This is a genomic window from Amycolatopsis vancoresmycina (assembly GCF_000716785.1).
Lineage (GTDB): Bacteria > Actinomycetota > Actinomycetes > Mycobacteriales > Pseudonocardiaceae > Amycolatopsis > Amycolatopsis vancoresmycina.
In genome coordinates, this window is sequence record NZ_JNYY01000001.1 from 769,097 (window position 1) to 791,553 (window position 22,457).

The following is a 22,457-nucleotide window of genomic DNA, read 5'->3' on the forward strand; positions in this document are numbered from 1 at the left end:
CTCCGCTCACTTGTACATGGTCTGGTTCATGGTTCCGGGGGCGTACACATCGGGATCGACCCAGACGTTGATCAGCGACGGCTTGCCGGACTCGCGGGCCCGCAGCAGCGCCGGCCCGATGTCGGCCGGGTCGCGGACTTCTTCGCCGTAGCCGCCGAGCATCCGCGCGAACTCGTCGTAGCGGACGTCGCCGAGGGTGTTGCCGACCCGCTCGCGCGGCAGGCCGTACTTCGCGGCCTGGCCGTACCGGATCTGGTTCATCGACGAGTTGTTGCCGACGATCCCGACGAACGGCAGGCCGAACCGCACGAGCGTCTCGAAGTCCCAGCCGGTGAGGCTGAAGGCGCCGTCGCCGAAGAGCGCGACGACCTCCTTGTCCGGCCGCGCGTGCTTGGCGGCCAGGACGAACGGGATGCCGACGCCGAGTGTCCCGAGTGGACCGGGGTCCATCCAGTGGCCGGGCGACTTCGGCTGGACGACCTGGCCGGAGAAGGTGACGATGTCGCCGCCGTCGCCGATGTAGATCGAGTCCTCGGTGAGGAACTCGTTGATCTCGTGGACGAGCCGGTACGGGTGGATCGGGCTGGCGTCGGAGAGCTGCAGCGGCAGCCGCTTCCGCTTCGCCTTGTCCTCCACCGCCTGGAGTTCTTCGAGCCAGGCCTTGCGGCCGGTGGCGCCGTTGTCGGTGCGCCCGGTAGCGGCTTCGGCGACCGCGGCCAGGACCTGGCCGGCGTCGCCGACGATGCCGAGGTCGACGTCGCGGTTCTTGCCGACCGTGCGGTAGTCGAGGTCGATCTGGACGACCGTGGCGTCCTTCGACAGCCGCTTGCCGTAGCCCATCCGGAAGTCGAACGGGGTGCCGACGATGACGATGACGTCGGCGTTGTCGAAGGCGTACCGGCGCGAGAGCTGGAAGTGGTGCGGGTCGCCCGGCGGCAGCGTGCCCCGGCCGGCGCCGTTCATGTACGCCGGGATGTTGAGTGCACGCACCAGCTCGGTGGCGGGACCGGTGGCGCGGGTGGTCCAGACCTGGCTGCCGAGCAGGATGGCGGGCTTCTTCGCGTGCACCAGCAGGTCGGCGAGCTTTTCGACGTCCGCGGGGTCGCCCGCGTTCTTCGTCGATGCGCGGTAGCGGCCGGCTTCGGGGATCCGGGCGTCCGGCAGCGGCACGCGCGCGTCGAGGACGTCACGGGGGATTTCCAGGAAGGACGGGCCGGGCGCGCCGGCGTACGCCTCGCGGAAGGCCATGCTCACGAGGTCGGCGACCCGGGCGGTGTGCGGCACGGTGGCGGCGAACTTGGTGATCGGCGTCATCATGTCCACGTGCGGGAGGTCCTGCAGGGACCCCATCTTGTGCTGGGTCAGCGCGCCCTGGCCGCCGATGAGCAGCATCGGGCTTTCGGCGCGCAGGGCGTTGGCGACCCCGGTCACGGCGTCGGTGGTGCCCGGGCCGGCGGTGACCACCGCGCAGCCGGGCTTGCCGGTGATCCGCGCGTAGCCGTCGGCCGCGTGCGCCGCGACCTGCTCGTGGCGGACGTCGATGACCTCGATGCCTTCGTCGACGCAGCCGTCGTAGATGTCGATGATGTGACCGCCGCACAGGGTGAAGATCGTGTCGACCCCTTCGGCCTTCAGCGCCTTGGCCACCAGGTGGCCGCCGGAGATTTCGGCGGGTGCGGGCGCGGCGCCGTTCGTCGCCGCGGCACCCTCCCCCGCGGTGGTGCCGGTCGTGGTCAGCGCCATGGGCTCAACTCCTCTGGTCCGCCGCCGGATCTCTCTCGTCCGGCGGTGCGTGTCGCCTTTCCCCGAGGTCAGCGACCCCTTCGCGGCAGACTGTAGATTGCATACCGTATGGGGTAGGCATATAGTCACCCTTCTAGCAGCCCGTGTCCAGGGCCGTCCGCAGGGTTTTTCCGGACTCGGAACCGGCCCCCGCGGACCACCACTCCACGCCCTTCGCCCTGCCCCGCCGCGGAAAGGACGCTCCCGCATGGACCTCTTCGAACACGAAGCCCGCGACCTCTTCGAGAAGCACGGCGTGCCGGTCCTCCGCGGCCGGGTCGTCGCCGATCCGGCCGAGGCGCGCTCCGCCGCGGTGGCCCTCGGCGGCCCGGTCGTGGTCAAGGCCCAGGTGAAAACCGGCGGCCGGGGCAAGGCGGGCGGTGTCCGCGTGGTGCAGACAGCCGACGACGCCGAGCAGGCCGCCGACGACATCCTCGGGATGGACATCAAGGGCCACACCGTGCACCGCGTCCTGGTGACCGAAGCGAGCGAGATCGCCGACGAGTACTACCTGTCCTTCCTGCTCGACCGAGCCGGCCGGACGTTCCTCGCCATGGCGTCGGCCGAAGGCGGGATGGACGTCGAGGAGGTCGCGGCCGCCCGGCCGGACGCCCTGGTCCGCGTGCCGGTCGACCCGCTGGCCGGCGTCGACTCGGCCGCCGTGGCCGCCGCGTTCCCCGCCCACGTCCGCGACGAGGTCGCCGGCGTCGTCGAGAAGCTGTGGACCGTGTTCGTCGCCGAGGACTGCACGCTCGTGGAGGTGAACCCCCTCGCGAGCACACCGGCCGGGATCGTCGCACTGGACGGCAAGATCACCCTGGACGACAACGCCGCCTTCCGCCGCACCTCGTCCCACGACGATTGCGCCGACGGTGATCCGCTGGAGCGTTCGGCCCGCGCGAAGGGCCTCAACTACGTCAAGCTCGACGGCGACATCGGCGTCATCGGCAACGGCGCCGGGCTCGTCATGTCCACTCTGGACGTCGTGGCGGCCGCCGCCGCCGAGTCGGGCGCCCGCGGGCCGGCGAACTTCCTCGACATCGGCGGCGGGGCGTCGGCACAGGTGATGGTCGACGGCCTGACGGTGGTCCTCGGCGATCCGCAGGTGCGCAGCGTGTTCGTCAACGTCTTCGGCGGCATCACCGCGTGCGACGCGGTGGCGGCCGGGATCGTGCGAGCGCTGGCGATCCTGGGTTCGCGGGCCGCCAAGCCACTGGTGGTCCGGCTCGACGGCAACAACGTCACCGAGGGCAGGCGGATCCTCGCCGAAGCCGCCCACCCGCTGGTCACCGTGGTGGCCACCATGGACGACGCCGCCCGCGAGGCGGCGAAGCTCGCGATCGCGGAGGTCTGAACCATGGCCGTGTTCCTGGACGAGAACAGCCGGATCGTCGTCTCCGGCATCACCGGCGCCGAGGGCGCCAAGCACACGCGGCGGATGCTGGCCGCCGGGACGAACGTCGTGGGCGGGGTGAACCCGCGCAAAGCCGGGCAGCGCGTCGAGGTCTCCGATCGTGCGCTGCCGGTGTTCGGCAGCGTCGCGGAGTCGATGGCGTCGGCCGGCGCCGACGTCTGCGTGCTGTTCGTGCCGCCGCCGTTCGTCGCGGACGCGGTGATCGAGGCGGTGGACGCCGGGATCGGGCTCGCGGTGGTGATCACTGAAGGCGTCCCGGTGCACGACACCGCGCGGTTCTGGGCGCACGCCGCCGCGGCGGGCGGGCGCACCCGGATCATCGGCCCGAACTGCCCGGGCATCGTCTCCCCCGGCCGGTCGAACGCCGGCATCATCCCGGCGGACATCACCGGCCCCGGCCGGATCGGCCTGGTGTCGAAGTCGGGGACGCTGACGTACCAGCTGATGCACGAGCTGCGGGACATCGGCTTCTCGACGTGCCTCGGCATCGGCGGCGACCCGATCATCGGGACGACGCACATCGACGCGGTGGAGGCGTTCGAAAAGGACCCCGAGACCGAGCTGATCGTGCTGATCGGCGAGATCGGCGGGGACGCCGAGGAGCGGGCGGCGGAGTTCGTGCGCGCCAACGTGTCGAAGCCGGTCGTCGGGTACGTCGCGGGCTTCACGGCACCGGAGGGCAGGACGATGGGCCACGCGGGCGCGATCGTCTCGGGATCGGCGGGAACGGCGGCGGCGAAGAAGGAAGCGCTGGAAGCGGCGGGCATCCGGGTCGGCCGCACGCCGAGCGAGACAGCGGCGCTGGTCCGCGAAGTGCTCGGCTGATGGAGCTCCGCCAGCTGGCGGTGGTGGTGGCGGTCGCCGAGGAAGGCGGCTTCACGGCGGCCGCCCAGCGCCTGCGGACGGGGCAGTCGACGGTCTCGACGGTGGTCCGGGCCCTGGAGCGCGACCTGGGCACACCGCTGTTCCACCGGACGACCCACCGGGTGGTCCTGACGCCCGCGGGCGAGGCGTTCGTCCCCGCGGCCCGGGCGGCCCTCCAGGCCGCGGAACGGGCCCGCGCGGCGGTGTCCCCGGTGAGCGGCACGGTCCGGTTGGGGGTGTGCCCGGGGCTGCTGGCGGACTTGCCGCGGGTGCTGGCGGGGTTGCGGCAGGCGCATCCCGGGGTGCAGGTGGAGATGCGGCAGTTGCGACCGGAAGAAGTCCGATGTGGATTGACCGAGTCTCTTGTGGACGTTGCGCTGACGACCGGCGACCGCACGCCGGAAGAGGGTTCCGGGGTGGTCACTCTCCTGCCGCCGGAGGAACTCGTACTCGCCACGGCCTCCGCCGAGCCGTCCTCGGTTCCCCTCGTCGGCTTCCCACCCGGCTGGGCCATCCGCCAAGCCGTCGACCGGGCGTTCCCCGACCGCCGCGGCACCCTCGAAGTCGACGATCTCGCCGCTGCCGCCGGGCTCGCCGGAGCCGGGCTCGCCGCCTGCGTGCTCCCCGCCTCCGCCGCCGCGCGGTTTCCCGAGCTCGCCGTCCGGCGGTTCGGGCGGCCACCGCGGTGGCAGCTCGCCGCCGTGCACCGCGGTGATTCCTCTCCCGCCGTCGCCGCTTTGCTCGCTCAGCTCGGCTGAAGACCGAGGCGGTCCGGTCGCGTGTAGACGTTCATCGACGTGCCGCGCAGGAAGCCCACCAGGGTCAGGCCGAGCTCCGCCGCCAGGTCCACCGCCAGCGACGACGGCGCGGAAACCGCGGCCAGCAGCGGGATCCCGGCCATCGCCGCCTTCTGCACCAGCTCGAACGACGCCCGTCCGCTCACCATCAGGGCCGTTCCCGACAGGGGCAGCCCGCCGTCCCGGGTCGCCCGGCCCACGACTTTGTCCACCGCGTTGTGCCGTCCGACGTCCTCACGCAGGCACCGCAGTTTCCCGTCCGCGTCGAACAGCCCCGCCGCGTGGAGGCCGCCGGTGCGGTCGAAAACCCGTTGGGCCGCCCGGAGTTCGCCCGGCAGCCGGGCCAGGGTCGCCGGATCCGTGGCGAACGGGTCGGCGTCGACCGGCCAGGTGACCGTGGTGCGCACCGCGTCCAGGCTCGCCTTGCCGCACAGGCCGCACGACGACGTCGTGTAGAAGTTCCGCGCCACCGAGGCCTCCGGCGGGGCGACGCCGTCGGCGAGGACGACGTCGAGGACGTTGTAGGTGTTGCCACCGTCCGCGGTGGCGCCGGCGCAGTAGCGGATCGACCGGATGTCGGCCGCCGCGCGGACCACGCCTTCGCCGACCAGGAACCCCGCCGCCAGGTCGAAGTCGTCGCCCGGGGTGCGCATCGTGATCGTCAGCGGTGTCCCGGCGACCCGGATCTCGAGGGGTTCCTCGACGGTCAGCGTGTCCGGCCGCGTGGTGTGCGCGCCGTCGTGGACGCGCAGCACCCGCCGCCGGGCGGTCGTCCGTCCCACCTCACGCCGCCGGGAGCAGCGACTCGGGACGGCCCGGCTGGGTCAGCCGCCCGGACAGCACCGCCGCGGCCAGGCTCAGCACCCCGGCGGCGGCGAACGCGCCGAGGAACCCGTGTGTCGTCACGACGATCGTCGCCGGCCCGATCCCCACCGCCGCACCGACGGCCTTGGCGCTGTACAGGATCCCGAAGTTCTGCGCCGCCGACTCCTCGCCGAAGTACTCGCGCACCAAGCCGACGAGCAGCGTGTAGCAGCAGCCGTTGCCGAGCCCGGCCAGCGCGGCGCCCAGCAGCAGGCCGACGGCGTGCCGGTGGTCGCCGGAGTAGAACAGCACGAACTGCGCGAGACCGCCGGCGAGCAGCGCGAGCCGCAGGATCCGGTGGCGGCCGAGCCTCTCGGCGAGGTGTCCGATGAGGACACGGCCGCTGCCGGTGGCCGCCGCGAGGGCCGCCAGCGCGGCCGCGGCGAGCCCCGGACCGCTGCGCGCGGCGGCGAACGTCGCCAGGTAGGCCAGGTCGAACAGCAGCACAGCGGCGGCGAGGACGACCACCAGGTACAGCGAAAGCGTCGTGCGGCACCGGAACAGCTCGGCCGGCCGGTAGTGCCGGACCGCCGGTCGCCGGTTGTGCGCGCGGTCGAGGGCCCACGTCCGGGGCTCGGGCGTGGCGGGCCACCAGTGCCGCGGCGGGTACCGCAGCAGCGCCGCGCAGCCGGCGATGACGGTGAGCACGACGGCGGCGGTGCCGTCGAGCAGCTCCGGACGCGCGGCCGGCAGGGCGGCGGCGAGCACGACGAAGGGGACGCTGCCGCAGGCGAAGGCACCGCTCACGATGCCGGCCCGGGACCCGGTGCGGTCGGGGAACCAGGCAAGTACCGCGCCGACGGATGTGGCGTAGACCAAGCCGGTGCCGAGCCCGCCGAGCACGGAGTAACCGAGGAAGACGGCGGCGAGGCTGGTCGCGTGGCCGAGCGTCACGAGCCCGGCCGCGCACAGGACCGCGCCGGTGGCCATCGCCGCCGGTGCCGGGAGCAGGCCGCGTTCGCGCAGCCACGCCGCCGGGAACGCGGCTCCGGCCTGGCAGATGGCCCAGACCGCGAGCGACAGCACGATCCCGCCGGACGTCCAGCCGGGCGTCCGGCCCAGCGACGGCACGATCGCGCCGAAGCCGTACTGCTGCACCCCGGCCGCGAGCATGGCCGCCGCCGCGAGCCACGTGATCCACGTCCGCGGCCGGCCGAGCAGCTCCCGGTCGGTCTCGCCGACGCGGTACCGCCGTCCGTAGACGTCCCGCAGCTCGCGGACCTCCGCCATGGCGACCGCCTCCTCACGCTGAAGATTGTATGCAGTATGGAGTAGGCTGAGTGTGCGCCAGATCCGGCCGGTTGTCCACCGCGGGGTCACACAAGGGAGAAGGTAAGGCGGCCCGGTGGCCATCGAGGGAGGAGGCGGCCACCGGACCGGTGCCCCGCCGCGGTACCGGCCGCGCGGAGCACTGACAGTGTGGCGATTCCGGCCGCCTTCCGACAAGGTTTCACCCGCCGCCGGGCCGGGCTTTGTCCACAACGAACCATCCGGCACGGGCCGCGGCCACGAAAAGTGACGGCGAGGCACAAATAAAGCACTGAACGCCACCTGGCGTCCAGCAGGAGACGTCAGCGCACCGGCGCCCTCAGCGGGCAGCCAGCTGACGAAGCCACACCTGCGGGTGCAGCTTCGTCAGCACGGGTGGCCGGACAGCAAAGCCTCAAGACTTCCGGCGAGACGCTCGCTTGCGCGCCGGCTTGGCGTCGGCGGGCTCGGCCGCGGCGGCCTGCTCCGCTTCGAACCCGGCGATGATCTCGCTGGAGAGCCGGCCGCGTTCGGCGACCTCGTAGCCGTTCGCCTGCGCCCATTCGCGGATCTGCCGGTTGCGTTCGCGGTCGGTGCCCGAGCCGGACGGGCCGGACAGCGACTGCCCGCTCGCCAGGCGCACCTTGCGGCCGCCGATGCGCCGCGCGGCCGCGACGTACCGGGCGAGCTCGTCCCGCAGCGCGGAGGCGTTCTCCTCGGACAGGTCGATCTCGTACGTCACCCCGTCGAGGCTGAAGGGGACGGTCTGCGAAGCCTCGCTCCCGTCGAGGTCGTCCACCATCTGGACCTGCACCCGTTGCGCCATGGTTCGTCGTTCCTCATCTTCTCCAGAACACGGTCGGACAGACCCTAACCTGTCGAATCACGTCCAGCACGCGCGACACCCTGAAGCGTCCACAATGGCCGCTCGGGCGAGCGGGTCGCCCGCGTCCAGAGTGACCGCAACCGAGCCGAAATGCTCGTCACCTTGTAGAAAAATCATTTTTGTGATATGCTCGAAATCAAATCGGTACCGTGGTGGGATGAGGACCGCCGACGTTAGCCGTAATGCGCCCCTTCCCAGCCGCACCGCCTTCACGGCCGCCGCCGCACGCGCGGCACATTTGCTGGTCGATGCCGACCCCGTCATCTTCTCCGACCCCCTCGCCGCGCCCCTGCTCGGCGACCGCGCCGAGGAACTTCTGGCCTACCACCGGATGCATACCACACATCCGGTACTGGCCGTCGCCCGCGCCGAAGCAGTCTGCCGGAGCCGGTTCACCGAAGACCGGCTGACGCGTGGCAATTCCGGTATAGACCAGTATGTGATTCTGGGTGCCGGGCTCGATTCGTTCGCGTATCGATCCACGGCACGACGATTCCGCGTCTTCGAGGTCGATCACCCGGCGACCCAGGCGGCCAAACGGGAACTGCTGGCCGCCGCCGGCGTCGCCGAACCGGCGTCGGTCACGTTCGTCCCGGTCGACTTCGAAGCCGAACCGCTCCGGGAACGGCTCGTCCAGAGTGGACTCGACCCGATCCGCCCCGTGTTCATCAGCTGGCTCGGCGTCACCATGTACCTGACCGGGGCGGCGATTGCCGCCGCATTGACGGATCTCGGCGGATTCGCCCCGGGATCGGAAATCGTGACCGACCACCTGCTGCCCCCGGAACTGCGGGACGCGGCCGGGAACGCCTTCGCCGAAGCCGTCGGACCGGTGGCCGCCGAACAGGGAGAGCCGTGGCGCACGTTCCTCTCCCCCGGCGCGCTGTCCGGGATGTTGCGTGGCGCGGGTTTCGAAGTCGTCGAGCAGGCGGGGCAGCGGCAGAGCGTCGACCCGCAGCTGTGGCACCGCACGGACGCGCTGCGGCCGGCCGCGCTTTCCGCGTTGGCGCACGCACGTATTCCGCACCGGCCCGGAATGCCCGGCTGCTGAACGCTTTTCCGGCGGGCCGCGGTTTCCCGGTCAGTCCGGCAGCATCGGCACTTCGAGGTCGTCCGGGCGGCCGAGCAGGACCGCCCGGGTGACCGCCGTCTTCCCGAACCGGTCGCGCACGGCGTCCAGCGCGGTGTCGAGCTCGGTCGCCCGCTCGCGCTCGAACGGCAGGGTCGGCTGGAACGGGTTTTCGTCGGCCAGGTTGGACAGCGAGGCGCCCAGCATGGTCAGCCCGCGGTCGGCGATCAGCGGCAGCGCGGCGACGAGCAGGTCCCGCGCCGCGGCGAGCAGCACGCCGGTGCCGGCGGTCGGGTCGGTCAGCGTGTGCGAGCGGGTGGCGCGGGAGAAGTCGGCGAAGCGCAGGCGGATCGTCACCGTCCGGCAGATGCGGCGGGCCGCGCGCAGCCGCCGGGCGATCCGGTCGATCAGCGCCACCAGCACGACGTCGAGCTCGGCCGGGGTCCGCCTGCCGCGGCCGAGGGCCCGCTGGGCGCCGATCGAGCGCCGCCGCACCCCGAGCTCGACGCGCCGCGGGTCTTCGTTGCGCGCCAGGTCGTGCAGGTGCGCGCCCGCGACCCGGCCGAGCAGGCCGACGAGGTCCACCTGCTCGGAGGCGGCCAGCTGCCCGACGGTGGTGATCCCCCGGACCCGCAGCTTCTCGGCGGTGATCTTGCCGACACCCCACAGCGCCGAGACCGGCAGCGGGTGCAGGAACTCCAGCTCGCCGTCGTGCGGGACGACGAGCAGGCCGTCGGGCTTCGCCACCCGGCTGGCGACCTTGGCGAGGAACTTCGTCCGCGCCACCCCGACGGTGATCGGCAGCCCGGCCCGCTCGGCGACGGCGGCCCGCAGCCGTTCGGCGATCTGGCTCGGCCGCCCGGCGATCCTGCCCAACCCGCCGACGTCGAGGAACGCTTCGTCGACCGAGATGCCTTCCACCCACGGCGTCGTGTCGCGGAAGACGTCGAAGACCAGCCGGCTGGCGGCCATGTAGGCGGACATCCGCGGCGGCACGACGACGGCGTGCGGGCACAGCCGCCGGGCCTGCGTGCCCCCCATCGCGGTGCGCACGCCATAGGCCTTGGCCTCGTAACTCGCGGCCAGGACGACCCCGCCGCCGACGATCACCGGCCGTCCCTTGAGCGCCGGATCGTCCCGCTGTTCGACCGAGGCGTAGAAGGAGTCGAGGTCGGCGTGCAGGATGGGCCCCTCGTCGGTCATAGAACACATGTTCGCATACCGGTGCGCCGAAGTCCGCCCCTCCGCCCGCCGCGGGTGACACGCCGCCGGACGAAAGTGCGCCCTTTTCCGGTTGTCGGCGTTCTGTGCCCCACTCACACTCGACGGATCGAACGACCCGACCACTGGGGGCGACATGACCGAGAAGTGCCGCTGCGGCGACCACCACGCGTGGGCCGCACCGAGCCAGGAGGACAGGCCGGCAGCGGCGCGGCAGCCACTGCTGGCGGCAACGCTGGCCCACGAAGACCGCGCGGAGGACACCGACGGCCTCGACCCGACCGACCGCGTGACGTGCCGAACCCACCGCCGCTGGCTGCACGACTGCGTGGCCTCACCGGTGCACACGAACCCGGCGGTGGGCTACCGGTGGTGCCGTCGATGTGACCACCAGGCACTGGTGGCGGTCGACGAGCTCGCCGGAGAGGTGACGATCCGGTGCGGGTTGTGCGGGCGGATCCCGCGCAGCCGGGCGAACGAGGAGCTGGTGGAGTTGTGCCGGCGGAGCTTGGCGCTGGCCCGCTCGGGGCGGTTTCCGGAGAGCGCTGTCGCCTGAGTGCGACGCTGCGCTGGTTCACCCGGGCCGGTTGCCCCCGGGAGCTGCCACCGGACCGCCGAGGCGTCTGATGCTGGGCGCCCGAACGCTGTTCCCCGAGAGCTGCCACCGGACCGCCGAGGCGTCCGGCGCTGGGCCGCCCGGACGCTGCTCCCCGAGCACTGCACCTCGACCGCCGCGCTACCGGCGCCTGGGACTGGGCCGCCCGAACGGTGTTTTCGGAGCGCCGCACCTCGACCACCCTCCCGAGGCGGCTTTCCGAGAGCCCCGCGTCGGCGGAGGCTCTCCCCCGGCTTTCTCGGGGCGGTTGCCGGAGAGCTTGATCGCGTCACTGCCATGATGCGGGGGTGCCCGAACTCGGAACCACCGCGCTGGTCATCCTGCTGCCCGCCGCCGAGCCGGTGCTGGCTGCGGTTCGGCGGGTCGATCCCGCCCTGGTCCGGCCCGGCCTGCCCGCCCACGTGACGGCCCTGTACCCGTTCCTGGCCGACGGCTCGCTGGGTGATGCGGAGCTGGCTGCCGTTCGCTCGCTGGCTGCGGACCTGCTGCCGACGGACGTTCAGCTCACCGAGTTCGTGACCGCCCCCGGTTTTGCGGCGATTCCCGCTCCGGGGCTCCAGGGGGTGGCCGATGCCGCCTGTGCCCGGTGGCCGGACGTTCAGCCCTACGGGGGCCGGTTCGGTCCCCGGCCTGCCGCGCACCTGACCGTCGCCATGGGCGGGTCGGAAGCGACTCTCGAGCAGGTCGGCCGGGAGGTCCGGCCGCTCCTACCCGTGGTCGATCGGGCGGAAATGCTGCGGCTCGTGGCGCTGACGGAACGCGGGTGGGAGTCGCGGCTGGAGGCTCCGCTCGGCGGCTGACCGGTTGCCGCAGTTACTGCAGTCTTGCAGTCACTACACAAGTTGTGTGACTACACCTTTGCAGTCGATACACCATCACTGAGCCGGCCGGTCAGCTTCACGGGCTGGGTGGCGCACCGGCCGCCGCCGTCTTCTCCAGCCCCCTGTACGCCCGCGCGATCGCCCTCAACCGGGCCACGTCCGCGGCGAACGGCTCGCCCGTCGCGGCAAACGGCTCCGTCTCGATGGACGGCTCCGTCTCGTCCGGCTCGTCCGGCAGGTCGCGCACCAGCCGGGCCGCCGCCGCGGGTGGCATGTCCGGGGTCGCGCCCGCCAGGATCAAGCCGTCGTTCGTCTCGCTCATCGCCGTCAGCAACCGCTCGCGGCGGGAAGCGCCCCCGGCGTCGATGCGGGCTATCTCCGGGAACCGGCGCGTCAGGTGCGCGCGCAACGGCCGCAGCAAGCGCAACGTCCGCGCGTCACGCCGGGCCGCCGCCCAGCCCGGGACCGCCGGGACCGTCAGCCCCACGACGATCAGCAGCACCGACACCGCCGGGAACCCCACGTCCAGCGTGCACGGCAGCGTCGAGAACGGCCCCCGGCACAACGCCTTCACCGGATGATCGGCCTGCAGCGCGTGGATCGTCGCCACGACCTTGCCGGCCAGGTAGGCGACCGCGAACGCCGACGCCAGCAGCAGCAACGCCAGCCCCGCGCGCAGCGCGCCGCCGCTGGCGCGGATCGTCACCGCCGCCATGATGCCGATGTCGATGACCGCGAAGCCCAGGTACACCGTGTACGTGAAGACATAGACCACCAGCGTCGGGTGCGTTCCGTACAGCTCGTCGAACACGCCGACACCGCGCGGCAGGCCCGAGGTGCTGAAGAACGTCACCACCAGCACCGCCAGCGCCACGCCGAGCGCCACCAGCCGGGTGCGCCGGCCGCGGTCGCGGGTTCCGCTGATCTCCGCCACCGTCAGGCCGATGCCGTACGCCGCGACCATCGTCGCCAGGTTCGACAGCAGCCGGCCGAGGCTCGGGTAGAGCTCGCTCTCGAACTGCTGCGCGCGGTTCGACAGGAAGCAGAACGCCGCCCCCAGCGCGATCAGGGAAACGGCCAGGCCCGCGCCCGCGCCGGTGCGCCGCGCGCGGACCGCCCGCCAGATCCCGGCGAAGAGGGCGAACGCCCCGACGGCGACGAAAAGTATGTCGATCACGGGACGCGACTATCCCAGGAGTGCCGCCAGCCGCCTAGCCTGATCGGCCGCCCGGCCGGACGCGCCCGGCTGAACGGCGGGTGGCTCGCTCGTCGCCGCGCTCAGCAGCAGGACCGCGATCAGCTCGGCTTCGTACTCGTCCGTGCCCGTCGTGACGCGGGTCAGCAGGTGCGACAACGCCCGCGGTGCGAGGTCCGGGGCGAGCTCGGCGGCCTCGGACTCCGACATCAGGCAGGTCCCGGTGTGCGCGCACAGCATGTGCGCCAGCTCGTGGGCGATGATGTGGTCCTGGTGCAGCGCCGACGTGTGCTCGGTGTAGGCGATCAGGTCGTAGTCCGGGCGGGCCTGCCAGGCGCCGGACGGCTGACCCGGCCGGTACGCGATCGGGACGAGGTCGATCTCCCGCCCCCGCCACGCTTCGAGCCCGTCGACCCACGCGTTCATCGACCACGGCCGCGGCAGCGGGACGGCGGCCAGCACCGCCCGCACGCGTTCGCGCGCCCGGTCACGCAGGTCCGGCAGGCCGCGCTCGTCGATGGGTCCTCCCCGGTCACCGGGCGCCAGCCGGGTGCACCGGGGCGCGATCACGGACGACCTCATCGTAGCCGAGACGCCCGTGGTCACTCCGGCTTCCGCCGGCGGCCCGCGCGGCTCCGGGTGTCGTCGTAGCTGCTGAGCTGATCCAGCAGGGCCGTCACGGTTTCGCGATCGCGCGGCGACAGCCGCATCGCGCGCTGGGCGAGCGTGCGCGCCTCGCTGTCGCGCCACGCCACGACGTCCTCGACCTGCCGGTCGACCTCGCCGGCGACCTCGTCGTCGAAGAAGTACGTCACGGGCACGCCGAAGAACTGGGCGAACGCCTGGATGTGCGAGCGCTTCGGGTCCTTGCGCGCACCCACGGCCAGCTGCTGCACGTGCGTCGCCGACATCGTCACGCCGGTCTGCTCGGCGACGCCGTGCGCGATCTCCCGGTACGAGTACGGCTTGCGGTCCGGCGGGTGCACGGTCGCGATCAGGTGCGCCAGCCGTTCGGCGAAACTGCGCTCTTCGCTCACCACACACCACCTACCGCCATGAAACGTGACGACGGTCAGCCTAGCTGTTCCGAAAACTTGACACATCCTGTGCCGGAAAGACTACGATACTCCCGTCCGGTGTTTCGGAAACGTGACACCCGACCCGGGGCGGCGCTGCGGCCGCGGGGTGACTCACGTGGCCGCTGGGGGTGGCCACGCGCCCAGCCCTGTCCGCCGCGCCGCCCCTTCTTGCGTTCCCGTTCAGCCGGGCGGCGGCGCACCCGTCCGGCGCCTCAGGAGCGGTACACCCCGAACTCGTACAGCGAGTAGCCGAATCCGCTGCCGCGCTGGGTGCCGTACACGCGCACGTACCGCGCGGTCGCCGACACGGCGATGTCGTCCGCGCCGCCATCTCCGGACGTCGTCGTGTACACCGGGCGCCAGTTCACCGCGTCGTCGCTCACCTGGATTTCGTACGCCTTCCCGAACGCCGCTTCCCACACCAGCTGGACGTGGTCGAACGCCTGGCTGCGGCCCAGGTCCACCTGCAGCCACTGCGGGTCGGCCCAGGCGCTGGCCCAGCGGGTCGCCGTGTTCCCGTCGGTGGCGGCCTGCGGCGGGTAGGGCGCGCCGGGGCCGTCGGCCTGGTACGTGGACGCCGTCGTCGCCGCACCGCGGGCGAGGTTCGTGCCCGGGACCGGGGGCGCGACCACGCGCAGGGAGCGCGTTTCGATGCCGACGTTGCCGTGGCCGTCGCGGGCGTAGAGGTACAGCTTCCAGACGCCGAGCTGCTGCGGCGCGGTGACGGTGAACGTCCCGGTGCCGGTGAACTGCGCCGGGATCAACCCGGCCGCGTTGTTGATGTACTTGCTGTTGTAGCCCATGGTGTAGGCGATCGGGTCACCGTCCGGATCGGACACCGCCGCGGTCACCGTGAACGTGCCGCCCGCCGGGACGTCGGTGCTGCGGCTGAGGTTCATCGACGAGATCACCGGCGGTGTGTTGCCACCGATCTGTCCACTGTAGAGCTTGCGGACGGCGTACCAGGAAAGCCGCTTCTCGTTGCCGGTGGTGATGTTGAACCAGACGCCGCCGAAGTCGCCCTCGGTGCCGTAGTGGAAGAGCGTCGCGCCGAGGGCCACGCCGGGGTGGGCCAGCACGCAGTTCCACGCGTTCACGTATCCGTCGCGCTTCTGCTGGTCCGTCGGCTCGGCGGGGACGCCGTTCGCGTCGTTCGGCACCTCCCACTCGCCGGCCGGGCCGGTCTCGGTGACGATGTACGGCTTCGTGTAGCCGCCCGCGAGCCAGTCCTGCTTGACCTGGCAGACGTGCGCGTAGGAGTTCACGGAGTACAGGTCGAGGTTCGGCGCGTACGCCTTGTAGTACGGCCAGGCGCCGGTCCACGCGTCGGTCGAGGTGACCGGGTGGTTCGCGTCGAGCGCGTGGATCGCCTGCGCGGCCCGGTCGACGAACCGCGTGTAGGCGATCCGGTTCTGCTCCAGCTGCGTGCCGGAGTAGCAGTTCTGCATGCCGAGGATCGACTCGTTGCCGACGTTCCACATCAGCACGCCCGGGTGCGCCCGGTAAGCGGTGACCCACTTCTGGATCTCGACCAGCATCGTGTTCTGGTAGTTCGTGTCGGTCGTGTAGTCGACGCAGCCGCCGCTGCCCGGGCCGCCGCCGGGTTGCAGCCAGAAGCCGTTGACCACCTTGATGCCGTTGGCCGCCGCCGCGTCGAGCAGTGGCTGGGTGGTGCCGTCGGTGCCCCACGTGCGGACCGTGTTGACGCCGATCGCGTGCAGCTCGGGCATCCGCGTGGCCGCCTCGCCGACCGGCGGTCCCCAGGTCAGCCCCTTGACGGTCCACGGGATACCGTCGACCGTCAGCTGCCAGTTCCCCTGGGTTCCGGTCACCCGCGTGACGCCGGCACCGCTCTGCGTCCCCAGAGTGCCGCTGACCTGGAATTCCCACAGCGAGTAGCCGTAGCCGCCCACGCGGTGCGTGCCGTACAGGCGGACGTACCGGCCGTGACCGGTGACGGCGAGATTCTGTATACCGCCGACCGCCGTGGTCGTACTGTATACAGTCTGCCAATTCGCGGCGTCGTCGGAAACCTGGATTTCGTATGCAGTCGCGTAGGCGGCCTCCCAGTTCAGGGTGACCTGGCTGATGTCGGCCGGCGCGCCGAGGTCGACCTGCAGCCACTGCGGGTCGCTCCAGGCGCTCGCCCAGCGCGTGCCGGGGTCGCCGTCGACGGCCGCCGACGCCGGGGTGCCCGCGCCTTCGCTGCTGGAGGCGGTCGCCGGTCTGCCCTGGGACAGCAGGGTGGCGGCGTGCGCCGGGGCGGGGCCGGCGAGCAGCCCCAGCACCAGCAAGGCCACCAGCGCCGGAACGGCACGGAGGAGCGACGGTCGGTCCACGATGACTCCCGTACGGCAGGGGACGGAGATGAGGTCGGAGAGCGCTCTCCCGAGACGTCGATGGAACGGCACCGCGGCCCGCGTTGTCAAGAAGCGGCCCGCAACTCGACAATGACTGTCCGGCGGCCCATCCGGGTGCTCCTTGACAGCGCCGCCACGAGGTGCGCATGCTGTGGGAGAGCGCTCTCCCATTGGCACCCTCACCGTGGAGGACCCTTGGCAACGAAAGCCGCGCTCCTCGCCTGCACCGCCGCCACCGTGCTGGCAGGCGCCTTCCTGACCGCGGCCACCTGGTCGCCCGCCGGGGCCGATGACCTGGTGACCCACCACGAGTTCCAGGTCAACTGCTCCCCGAGCCACCACCAGCCGGACGACCCGATCGTCTTCCCCGGGCTGCCCGGCGCGTCGCACGACCACACGTTCCTCGGCAACAAGACCACGAACGCGGCCAGCACCACGCAGTCCCTGCAGGCCGCGGGCGTCGGGAACACGACCTGCCTGGCCCCGGACGACCTGTCCGCGTACTGGTTCCCCACCGTCTACAACGGGAACCAGGTGGTGCTGCCGAACTTCGCGCAGGTCGTCTACTACAAGTCCGGCATCCTCGACTACACGAAAGTGGTGCCGTTCCCACCCGGCCTGCGGTACGTGGCCGGGAGCGTCACCGCGACGCAGGACGAGTTCCAGCACGCGCCCGGCGCGATCGAGGGCTGGGAGTGCGGCGACAGCTTCCACAACTGGGACATCCCGGTGAACTGCGTCGCCGGCAGCCAGCTCAACATCCGGTACCAGGCGCCGAGCTGCTGGGACGGCGTCCACCTGGATTCGGCCGACCACAAGAGCCATCTGGCGTACCCGGACCGGGCGACGCTGACGTGCCCGGCCGATCACCCGGTGGCGGTGCCGATGCTGGAGTTCAAGATGGCGTTCCCGGTCAGCGGCGACATGTCCGGCGTGCACCTGGCCAGCGGGCGCGGGTACTCGTGGCACTACGACTTCTTCAACGCGTGGGACCCGGAAACCCTGGCGGCACTGGTGAAGCACTGCATCAACGGCGGCCTGCAGTGCGACCCGCGCGGGTTCGACCTGTACAAGCCCGACCGGGGCACCGTGCTCGGGCCGAACTACCGGCTGCCCGGCCGTCCGTGAGACGGCGGATCCTGGGGGCGGCGGTGGTGGCGCTGATCATGGGCGGTTGCGCCACCACCGCCGGCCCCGCCGCCACCGGCCCCGCCGCCACGCCCTTCAACCCGACGGACGTGGCGTGGCTGCAGCTGGTGGTGCCGATGTCGGAGAACGCACTGACCGCGGCCCGCTTGGCGCCGGAGCACACCGCGAGCCCGGCGGTCCGCTCGGCGGCCGCTGCCTTCGCCGGTCCGCAGGAGCGGCTGCTGGTCCGCCTGCGGGCCACCCGGGACCGGGCCGGGCTGCCGGCGGCCGACATCCACAGTGGACATCGGATGCCGGGCATGGTCACGGCCGCCGATCTGGTGGCGTTGCGCAGCGACCGGGGTGCCGGGTTCGACCGGCGGCTGGTCGCCCTGCTGCGGGCGCACGCCACGCAGCTCGTCGTGCTGGCCGGTGGTGAACAGACCTCCGGCCAGGACGCGGAAACTCGCGCCCTGGCGCGGGAAACCGGTACCGAGGGAACACACGCGAGCGAACTGCTCGCGAAAGCGGCGTGAGAAACTGCCGGGGCCACGGTGATCCGCGGCCCCGGCGGCATTTCCGGCTCCGCCCGCCGGTCGCTCAGTACGTGACCGTCACCGGGGCCCAGCCCGGGTGCACCGGCGCGGTCACCGTCAGCGTCTGCGCCGCCGCGTCCCACTTCCACGCCGACGAAGGCGCCCAGCCGTTGCCCACCTTGACGCGGTTCGGAGCCGACGCCACGCCGAGGAACTTCACCGTCCACTCGCGGGGTGCCACGCGGTAGGAGCCCTGGGTGGGCGCCACCGTGACCGTGTGCGCCCCGAAGCGCTCGCTGTAGGTGATCTTCGTCGACGACGACCGCGACGAGGAGACGCCGTTGTCCTCATACAGCGAGAACGTGCCCGAGCCGCCCGGCGCCACCGTCACCGTCACCCGGCTCAGCGGGTTCTGGACGTCGTTGGCGACGTCCGCCGTCCGGGTGGCCGTGATGCCGCCCGCGCGGAGGAACACTGGCATCGTGCCCAGGTCGGACGTCACCTGCTGGGTCGTCCCGCCCGCGTACGTCTTGCCGCTGAAGTAGTCCGTCCACTGGCCCGGCGGGAACCACACCGACGTCGTCGCGGACGTGCCCGGCGACGTCACCGGCGCCACCAGCATGTCCGGGCCGTAGAAGTACTCGCTCTGGGCCGCCGCGTACGCGGCCGGGTCGTCCGGGTACTCCAGGTACGTCGGCCGCACCACCGGAACACCCGTCGTCGCCGCTTCCTGGGCCAGGGTGTAGGTGTAGGGCACCAGGTTTTCGCGCAGGTTCAGGAACTTCGTCGCCGACGCCTTCGCCGCGTCGCCGTACTGCCAGGGCAGCCGGTCGCTGTGGTTGCTGTGCAGCCGGTCGATCGGCTGGAACGTCCCGAGCTGCACCCAGCGCGCGTACATGTCGTCGGGCAGCTTGGCCGTCTGGCGCTGCTGGCCGCCGGAGGTGTAGGTCTCGCTGCCGCGCAGGCCGGTCGTGTCGTTGTGGCCGCCGATGTCGTGGCTGATCGCCGACATGCCGGTCGCGGCGGACTCCGCCGGCGTGATGCCGACCTCCATCCGCAGCGTCCCCCACGTCGAGGACGTGTCGCCGGTGAAGTGCAGCGTGCTGCGCTTGTCCGCCCACGGCCCGGTAGCCAGCCCGGTCGGGCCGCCGTAGCCGCCGGCCTGCAGGGAGCCGTACGCCCGCGAGATGACGAACCCGCGGCCGGTCGCGGGCGCCGCGAGGTCGGCGTACTGCTGGTTGATCCAGGCGTCCGGGGTCACGCCGGGCAGGCTCGAGCGCGAGGCGTCGCAGCACCAGTCGAGCCACCAGAAGTCGTTGCCCTGCTGCATCATCCCGGCGTGCAGGTCGAGGTACGCCTTGAGCTGGTCCGGGTCGCCCCAGTCGAAGACGTAGCAGTCGCTGCCGCAGTTCGACTTGGCCAGCTTGCCCTTCGCCGTGGCCTGGGCCCGGGCGAACTGCGGGTCCGAACCCATGATGCTGGGGTGGATGTTGAGGTTGTTGTGCAGCCCCTGGGCCTTCGACCAGGCGAAGAACCCGGCCGGGTCGGGGAACTTCGCGGTGTCGAACTGCCAGCCGTTCCAGGTGTCCGGCGCCTTGAAGTCCGTGTCGGTCACCAGGACGTCCAGCGGGACACCTTCGCTGCGGAACCGCGGCAAGATCTTGTCGCGGTAGTCGGCCGCGGTGCGGTCGATGTACTCGGAGTACCAGACGCCGTAGGCCCAGCGCGGCAGCAGCTGCGGCGGCCCGGTCAGGGTGGCCAGGTCGCGCAGGCCGGCCTTGTAGTCGTGGCCGAAGGCGAAGACGTAGCCGTCCTGGTAGGGGTTCCCGCCGTGCGTCGGCCGCTGCGTCACCGCGCGCGTGCGGGTGTCGTAGAGCGCCGAGGGGGTGTCGTCGAGCAGGTACCAGCCGTCCTGGTGCAGCAGCCCTTCGGTGATCGACGGCCAGCCGTTGTCGCCGTTGACGCCGTCGAGGCCGCGCCGGTAGCCGCCGAGCGCGAGGTGGGGCGGCGGCGCGGTGCCGCCGGACGGCGTGATCGCGACGGTGTCGATGTTGACGTGGCAGCTGGTGTCGTCGGGGCAGCCCAGGACGACGTCGTTCGTGCCCGCCTTGAGGTCGACCGGCACGGACGCGCTCTTCCACGCGTCCCAGTTGTCGGTGACCGGCAGGGACAGGGTGCGGGTGACGCCGTTCGCGGTGACGGCGGCGGTGCGCGTTTCGTGCCGGCCGTCGCCGCCGGTGCCGTTGGCGTAGCGGACGTGCAGCAGGTAGGAGCCGTCGGCCGGGACGTCCGAGACGCGGTGGGTCAGCGTCGCCCCGCGGTTCAGCTCGGCGACGAGCCCGCGCCCGGCGTACCCGGTGTGGTCGGTCGCGACGACGGCGGAACCCGAGCGCAGCCCGGCTTCGGCCTCGCAGCTCACCCCGGCCGGGCAGCCGGTGAACGCGCGTGCCGACGCGGGCGGGAAGGCCGCCCCGGCGGTCAGCACGGCCAAGGCGTCGAGGTTGACGTTGCCGGAGTCGCCCGCGGTCCGTTCGATCCGGACGCTGTGGTGTCCGGCGCCGAGGGTGACCGGGACCGAGGCCAGCGCCCAGGCGTTCCAGTCGGCCGTCACGGGCAGGGTGAGCTTCTGCGCCGCTCCCCCGTCGACCGAAACGCTCAGCGTGCGCGTGACGTGCTGGCCGTCGCCGCCCTGGCCGTTTGCGTACCGGGCGGTCAGCGCGTACGTCCCGGCGGTGGGGGCGAGGACGTCCGCCGTCACCGAGTTGCCGGTGCTTTCGAAGCCGGCGAGGAAGCCTTCGCCGGTGTAGCCGGAGTGGTCGGTGGCGACGCCGAGGCCGTCGGCCGTGAGGTCTTCGGCCTCGCACAGGGCCCCGGCCGTGCAGGTCAGGTGGTGCCACGGCGCCGCGAGCACCGGCGCCGCGCCGGCGGTCGTGCGGATTTCGAGGTTGCCGCCGTCGAACGGGCCCGAGTTCAGCCGGTAGGTCAGCGTCGTCGCGCTCGTCTTGATGGTGAGGACGCCGCCGGAAACGGTGCTGGTGTACGTCGTCGGCGTGAAGGCGCCGCGGCCGACCGCGTTGAACGTGGCGGCGTCGGTGAACCGGCCGTCGCCGGCGTATTCGGTGCGGATCAGGGTCGGGGACAGCACCTGGAAGCGCGCGTTCCCGGCGGTGACGGTCTGACGCGCGGGCCCGGCCGCGGCGGGCGTCGCGACGGTCACCCCCGCGGCGGCGACCCCGGCGACGGCGAGCGCGCACGCCCGCCGGATGGTTCTCGCGGTTCTGGTCCGCACGGCGGAACTCCGTTCCGGTGAAGGGGACTCGGCGGCGTTACAACGTTGGAAAGCTGAGCACAACGCATCGGCCGATGTCCAGACCACCGGCCGAATCCTGTCCCGGACAGATCAGCGGCCGGTGACGCCGTCGCGGTGTGGTCAGGCCGAGTCGCGGACCACCAGCTTCGGCTCGAAGATCACCGACTCCGCACGCAGGTCCGGCTGGGCCAGGCGCTCGAGGACCATCCGGGCCATCGCCGCGCCCATCTCCTCGACCGGCTGGCGGACCGTCGTGAGCCGCGGACGGCAGCTCAGCGCGACGCGGCTGTCGTCGAACCCGACCACCGCCACGTCGTCCGGGACGCGCCGGCCCGCTTCACGCAGCACCGTCAGCGCGCCGTACGCCATCAGGTCGTTCGCCACGAACAGCCCGTCCAACGCGGGCTCCTCCGCCAGGAGGACTTCCATCGCCCGTTCGCCGCCGCGTTCGGTGAAGTCGCCCTCGGCCACCGCGACGTACGCGTGGCCGTGCCGGGCCATCGCGTCGCGGAACCCGGCCAGCCGGTCCTGCCCCGCGGGCGTGCCCGCCGGGCCGGCGATCGTGGCGACGCGGTGGCAGCCGCGCGCGATGAGCCGCTCCGCCGCGAGCCGGGCGCCGTCCTGGTGGGCGACATCGACGTAGCAGACCGGCGCCGGGCGCGCGGGCCGCGCGAACAGCGCCGTCGGGATGCCCGCGTCGGTCAGCGCGCGCGGCAGCGGGTCCTCCGCCGGGTGCAGGGAAATCAGCAGCACCCCGCTCACCTGCTCCTGGCGCAGCTTCGGCACCAGTTTCCCGCGTTCTTCGTCGCTGTCGACGAGCATCAGCAGCGGGTGCAGGCCGTGCGGGCGCAGGTGCGCGACCACCCCTTCCACGACCCGGCCGAAGAACGGGTCGCCGAAGACGCCCCCGGTGAACGCTTCGACGTGCCGCTCCGGCTCGGACACCACCAGCGCGATCCCGCCGGTGCGCCGGGTGACCAGCGAGCGCGCCGCCCGGTTCGGGACGTATCCGGTGTCGGCGATCGCGCGCTCGACCGTCTCACGCAGCTTCGGGTCGACGTTGCGCACGCTGTTCACCACGCGGGACACCGTGGCGCGGGAGACGCCGGCGACCCGCGCGACGTCCTCCAGGGTGGGCGGCTGCGTCGTCACACCTCTTTTGTAGCACGCTGTGAGAGCGCTCTCCCAGCACCGCGCCGCTGACAAATGTCACGGCGGGCCGATGCGGGACGGCACTGCCCCGCCGGCCACCCCCGCGGCGAGCATT

19 protein-coding genes are annotated in these 22,457 nt (G+C 72.2%); 8 read left to right on the forward strand and 11 right to left on the reverse strand.

Annotated elements, in window-relative coordinates:
* Nucleotides 1-6: 6 nt before the first annotated feature.
* Complete coding sequence (locus OO60_RS03290; RefSeq protein WP_004562329.1) at nt 7-1,743, reverse strand: thiamine pyrophosphate-binding protein; 1,737 nt, start codon at nt 1,741-1,743, stop codon at nt 7-9.
* Between the two features lie 247 nt (nt 1,744-1,990).
* Between OO60_RS03290 and sucC the strand changes: the two genes are divergently transcribed.
* The 3 genes from sucC to OO60_RS03305 are packed head-to-tail and all read left to right on the forward strand — an operon-like array spanning nt 1,991 to nt 4,818.
* On the forward strand, nt 1,991-3,136 hold the full coding sequence (gene sucC, locus OO60_RS03295) for an ADP-forming succinate--CoA ligase subunit beta (RefSeq protein ID WP_004562328.1): 1,146 nt from the start codon (nt 1,991-1,993) through the stop codon (nt 3,134-3,136).
* Nucleotides 3,137-3,139: 3 nt separating this feature from the next.
* Nucleotides 3,140-4,021: a succinate--CoA ligase subunit alpha gene (sucD, locus tag OO60_RS03300; RefSeq protein WP_004562327.1), complete on the forward strand. Its 882-nt coding sequence runs from the start codon at nt 3,140-3,142 to the stop codon at nt 4,019-4,021.
* The gene (locus OO60_RS03305) at nt 4,021-4,818 is read left to right on the forward strand and encodes a LysR family transcriptional regulator (RefSeq protein ID WP_004562326.1); all 798 of its coding nucleotides are present in this window, start codon (nt 4,021-4,023) and stop codon (nt 4,816-4,818) included. The genes sucD and OO60_RS03305 overlap by 1 nt, the downstream gene beginning before the upstream one ends.
* Here OO60_RS03305 and fdhD read toward each other — a convergent pair.
* The 3 genes from fdhD to OO60_RS03320 all read right to left on the reverse strand — a co-directional run bounded on the left by fdhD (nt 4,806) and on the right by OO60_RS03320 (nt 7,795).
* Nucleotides 4,806-5,639 carry a formate dehydrogenase accessory sulfurtransferase FdhD gene (gene fdhD / locus OO60_RS03310; protein ID WP_033260737.1) on the reverse strand — a complete coding sequence of 278 codons (834 nt, stop codon included), beginning with the start codon at nt 5,637-5,639 and terminating at the stop codon, nt 4,806-4,808. The two genes, OO60_RS03305 and fdhD, sit on opposite strands and share 13 nt — an antisense overlap.
* A gap of 1 nt (nt 5,640) precedes the next feature.
* A complete protein-coding gene (locus tag OO60_RS03315; RefSeq protein WP_033260738.1) occupies nt 5,641-6,951 on the reverse strand; it encodes an OFA family MFS transporter in 1,311 nt (436 codons plus the stop codon).
* A 433-nt stretch (nt 6,952-7,384) separates the two neighbouring features.
* Nucleotides 7,385-7,795, reverse strand: coding sequence for a histone-like nucleoid-structuring protein Lsr2 (locus tag OO60_RS03320; RefSeq protein WP_033260739.1), 411 nt, complete (start codon nt 7,793-7,795; stop codon nt 7,385-7,387).
* A gap of 217 nt (nt 7,796-8,012) precedes the next feature.
* On the opposite strand from OO60_RS03320, the gene OO60_RS03325 reads away from it, so the two are divergent.
* Nucleotides 8,013-8,906: a class I SAM-dependent methyltransferase gene (locus tag OO60_RS03325; RefSeq protein WP_081911111.1), complete on the forward strand. Its 894-nt coding sequence runs from the start codon at nt 8,013-8,015 to the stop codon at nt 8,904-8,906.
* Nucleotides 8,907-8,936: 30 nt separating this feature from the next.
* On the opposite strand, the gene dinB is transcribed toward OO60_RS03325, so the two are convergent.
* Nucleotides 8,937-10,127 (reverse strand): DNA polymerase IV, encoded by a 1,191-nt coding sequence (dinB, locus tag OO60_RS03330; protein WP_033260741.1) that lies wholly within the window; start codon nt 10,125-10,127, stop codon nt 8,937-8,939.
* Nucleotides 10,128-10,281: 154 nt separating this feature from the next.
* On the opposite strand from dinB, the gene OO60_RS03335 reads away from it, so the two are divergent.
* Nucleotides 10,282-10,701 (forward strand): hypothetical protein, encoded by a 420-nt coding sequence (locus tag OO60_RS03335; protein ID WP_004559109.1) that lies wholly within the window; start codon nt 10,282-10,284, stop codon nt 10,699-10,701.
* 347 nt (nt 10,702-11,048) lie between these two features.
* On the forward strand, nt 11,049-11,561 hold the full coding sequence (locus tag OO60_RS03340; RefSeq protein ID WP_004559108.1) for a 2'-5' RNA ligase family protein: 513 nt from the start codon (nt 11,049-11,051) through the stop codon (nt 11,559-11,561).
* 97 nt (nt 11,562-11,658) lie between these two features.
* On the opposite strand, the gene OO60_RS03345 is transcribed toward OO60_RS03340, so the two are convergent.
* The 4 genes from OO60_RS03345 to OO60_RS03360 all read right to left on the reverse strand — a co-directional run bounded on the left by OO60_RS03345 (nt 11,659) and on the right by OO60_RS03360 (nt 16,195).
* Complete coding sequence (locus OO60_RS03345; protein ID WP_004559107.1) at nt 11,659-12,759, reverse strand: hypothetical protein; 1,101 nt, start codon at nt 12,757-12,759, stop codon at nt 11,659-11,661.
* Between the two features lie 9 nt (nt 12,760-12,768).
* On the reverse strand, nt 12,769-13,347 hold the full coding sequence (locus tag OO60_RS03350; protein ID WP_244885479.1) for a hypothetical protein: 579 nt from the start codon (nt 13,345-13,347) through the stop codon (nt 12,769-12,771).
* Nucleotides 13,348-13,379: 32 nt separating this feature from the next.
* The gene (locus OO60_RS03355) at nt 13,380-13,814 is read right to left on the reverse strand and encodes a transcriptional regulator (RefSeq protein WP_081656018.1); all 435 of its coding nucleotides are present in this window, start codon (nt 13,812-13,814) and stop codon (nt 13,380-13,382) included.
* Between the two features lie 254 nt (nt 13,815-14,068).
* Nucleotides 14,069-16,195, reverse strand: coding sequence for a discoidin domain-containing protein (locus OO60_RS03360; RefSeq protein WP_004559104.1), 2,127 nt, complete (start codon nt 16,193-16,195; stop codon nt 14,069-14,071).
* Nucleotides 16,196-16,411: 216 nt separating this feature from the next.
* Between OO60_RS03360 and OO60_RS03365 the strand changes: the two genes are divergently transcribed.
* Both OO60_RS03365 and OO60_RS03370 read left to right on the forward strand, forming a co-directional pair.
* Nucleotides 16,412-17,344: a DUF1996 domain-containing protein gene (locus OO60_RS03365; protein WP_004559103.1), complete on the forward strand. Its 933-nt coding sequence runs from the start codon at nt 16,412-16,414 to the stop codon at nt 17,342-17,344.
* Nucleotides 17,341-17,880, forward strand: coding sequence for a DUF305 domain-containing protein (locus OO60_RS03370; protein ID WP_004559102.1), 540 nt, complete (start codon nt 17,341-17,343; stop codon nt 17,878-17,880). Before OO60_RS03365 ends, OO60_RS03370 begins: the two co-directional genes overlap by 4 nt.
* Before the next feature lie 64 nt (nt 17,881-17,944).
* Here OO60_RS03370 and OO60_RS03375 read toward each other — a convergent pair whose 3' ends face one another.
* Together OO60_RS03375 and OO60_RS03380 are read right to left on the reverse strand one after the other, a co-directional pair.
* Nucleotides 17,945-21,169 (reverse strand): TIM-barrel domain-containing protein, encoded by a 3,225-nt coding sequence (locus tag OO60_RS03375; RefSeq protein WP_004559101.1) that lies wholly within the window; start codon nt 21,167-21,169, stop codon nt 17,945-17,947.
* A 141-nt stretch (nt 21,170-21,310) separates the two neighbouring features.
* A complete protein-coding gene (locus OO60_RS03380) occupies nt 21,311-22,342 on the reverse strand; it encodes a LacI family DNA-binding transcriptional regulator (protein ID WP_033260743.1) in 1,032 nt (343 codons plus the stop codon).
* Nucleotides 22,343-22,457 lie beyond the last annotated feature (115 nt).

Coding starts and splice junctions, on each gene's coding strand:
- OO60_RS03290 (WP_004562329.1), bottom strand. CDS start 1,743: ATGGCGCTGACCACGACCGGCACCACCGCGGGGGAGGGTGCCGCGGCG.
- sucC (WP_004562328.1), top strand. CDS start 1,991: ATGGACCTCTTCGAACACGAAGCCCGCGACCTCTTCGAGAAGCACGGC.
- sucD (WP_004562327.1), top strand. CDS start 3,140: ATGGCCGTGTTCCTGGACGAGAACAGCCGGATCGTCGTCTCCGGCATC.
- OO60_RS03305 (WP_004562326.1), top strand. CDS start 4,021: ATGGAGCTCCGCCAGCTGGCGGTGGTGGTGGCGGTCGCCGAGGAAGGC.
- OO60_RS03315 (WP_033260738.1), bottom strand. CDS start 6,951: ATGGCGGAGGTCCGCGAGCTGCGGGACGTCTACGGACGGCGGTACCGC.
- OO60_RS03320 (WP_033260739.1), bottom strand. CDS start 7,795: ATGGCGCAACGGGTGCAGGTCCAGATGGTGGACGACCTCGACGGGAGC.
- OO60_RS03325 (WP_081911111.1), top strand. CDS start 8,013: ATGAGGACCGCCGACGTTAGCCGTAATGCGCCCCTTCCCAGCCGCACC.
- dinB (WP_033260741.1), bottom strand. CDS start 10,127: ATGACCGACGAGGGGCCCATCCTGCACGCCGACCTCGACTCCTTCTAC.
- OO60_RS03335 (WP_004559109.1), top strand. CDS start 10,282: ATGACCGAGAAGTGCCGCTGCGGCGACCACCACGCGTGGGCCGCACCG.